General features: G+C 65.6%; 1 pseudogene. It reads left to right on the top strand.

Features of this window, described 5'->3' with window-relative positions:
* Nucleotides 1-343 precede the first annotated feature (343 nt).
* Nucleotides 344-2,035 (top strand): annotated as a pseudogene (locus ACZYOF_RS43470) (MFS transporter).
* Nucleotides 2,036-2,275 lie beyond the last annotated feature (240 nt).

The raw sequence follows: 2,275 nt of genomic DNA, 5'->3' as shown, positions 1-2,275 counted from the left end.
AACGGCTTCATTCGCCGTCAGCCCGGCGTTCCCCGAAGCATCGAGATTCTCCTGCCACCCGAAAACTTGCCGATCCTCGAATGGCTCGGTATCAAAACGTCAAAATCACTGTGATGAACCACTAGTCTACCCTTTCCATCCGGGGGTGATGAAGACGTAAAACAGCGTTCTCGGGGAGAGTTCGCCGAACACGCGCATTTGTTACCTCGCCGCCCGCTCCTCGCTCCCAAGCCGGGTTTTTGCGGAATGGAAATGACAGCATGACGACTGGACAATGCGGGCGTTTGACGGGCATCACTCGGCTGCCGGAATCAGGCAGCCAACCAAGGACCACGGAACCACCATGACAGCATCGCCGCGACGCCCGAGCCCTGCCTCCGACGGCATCTTGGCGCCGCTTCGGCATTCGGTGTTCCGGCGCATCTGGCTGGCGAGCCTGCTCTCCAACCTCGGGATCCTGATCCAGGGGGTCGGCGCCGCCTGGGCGATGACACAGATGACATCTGCGGCCGACAAGGTGGCGCTGGTGCAGACCGCCCTGATGCTGCCGGTCATGCTGATCTCGATGCCGGCCGGCGCCATTGCCGACATGCACGACCGCCGGGTCGTGGCGATGGTGTCGCTTCTGATCGCGCTGGCCGGCGCCACGGTTCTGACCGCGCTGGCGTGGCTCGACCTGGTGACCCCGAATATCCTGCTCGCGCTCTGTTTCATCGTCGGCAGCGGCATGGCGCTGTTCGGTCCGGCCTGGCAGTCCTCGGTCAACGAACAGGAACCGCCCGAAACGCTGCCCGCCGCGGTGGCGCTGAACGGCATCAGCTACAACATCGCCCGCAGCTTCGGGCCGGCGATCGGCGGCATCGTGGTCGCAGCCGCGGGCGCGGTGGCCGCCTTTGCGCTCAACGCCCTGTTCTATCTGCCGCTCCTGATCGTGCTGTTCCTCTAAGACCGCGTCAGCGAGCCGTCGCGGCTGCCGCGCGAGCGGCTCAACCGCGCCATCGTCTCGGGCATGCGCTACATCAATCATTCGCCGTCGATCAAGATCGTGCTGACGCGCACGCTGGTCACCGGCATCATCGGCGGCTCGGTCTCCGCGCTGATGCCGCTGGTGGCGCGCGACCTGTTGCATGGCGGCGCGCAGACCTACGGCATCATGCTCGGCGCCTTCGGGATGGGCGCGGTGCTCGGCGCCCTCAATATCGGCGAGGTGCGCAAGCGGATGAGCGGCGAGGCGGCGGTGCGCGTCTGCGCGATCTCGATGGCGGGCGCGATCGCCGCGGTTGCGATCAGCAAGCTGCCGGTGGTGACCGCGGCGGCGCTGGTGCTGGCCGGCGCGGTCTGGATGATGGCGATCGCGCTGTTCAATATCGGCGTGCAACTCTCGGCGCCGCGCTGGGTCGCCGGCCGCTCGCTGGCGGCGTTCCAGGCTGCAATCGCGGGCGGAATCGCGATCGGAAGCTGGGGCTGGGGCCGCCTTACCGATGTCGCCGGCGTCGAGATCGCGCTCCTGGTCTCCGCGGGGCTGATGCTGCTGTCACCGCTGCTTGGCCTGTGGCTCCGGATGCCGCCGGTCGGCGCTCGCAACGAGGACGCCACCGAAATGCTCGCGGATCCCGAGGTCCGCATGCTGCTCACGCCGCGCAGCGGGCCGCTGGTGGTCGAGATCGAGTACCGCGTCGCACAAGAGAACGCGCGCGCCTTTCACAATGTGATGCTGGAGGTGCAGCTCAGCCGGCAGCGCAATGGTGCGTATGGCTGGTCGATCGCGCGCGACATCGCCGATCCCGAATTGTGGACCGAGCGCTATCACTGCCCGACCTGGCTCGACTACTTGCGTCAGCGCAACCGCGCCACCCAATCCGAGCGCGAACTGCATCTGAAGGCGATCGCCTTCCATCTCGGCCCCGAACCGATACGGGTGCGCCGCATGCTGGAGCGTCCGTTCGGCTCGGTGCGCTGGAAGGACGAGACGCCCGACCCCGGAGCCACCGAAGTATTGCCCGTCGTCGCGACCGCAGCCGGCAGCAGCACCTGACTGCCCTGGTCCTCGTAGCCCGGGTGAAGCGTCAGCGTAACCCGGGACCGCTCGAGCATGATCCGGAAAAGTGGAGACCGGTTTTCCGAAAAAGATCATGCTCAAACAAAGAGCTAGATGTGGTCTTTCAGGAGGTTGTCCATCTGGTCCGAACCGAGGAAGCTGAGGTTGCGAAGCTTCAGTGTTCCCCGGAGAGACCAGATGAACAGCCACAAGAATGCGCGTTTGACGCCCAAAGGT

The organism is Bradyrhizobium sp. LeoA1Lang, assembly GCF_055413685.1.
This window is presented reverse-complemented; position numbering and strand designations above follow the sequence as displayed.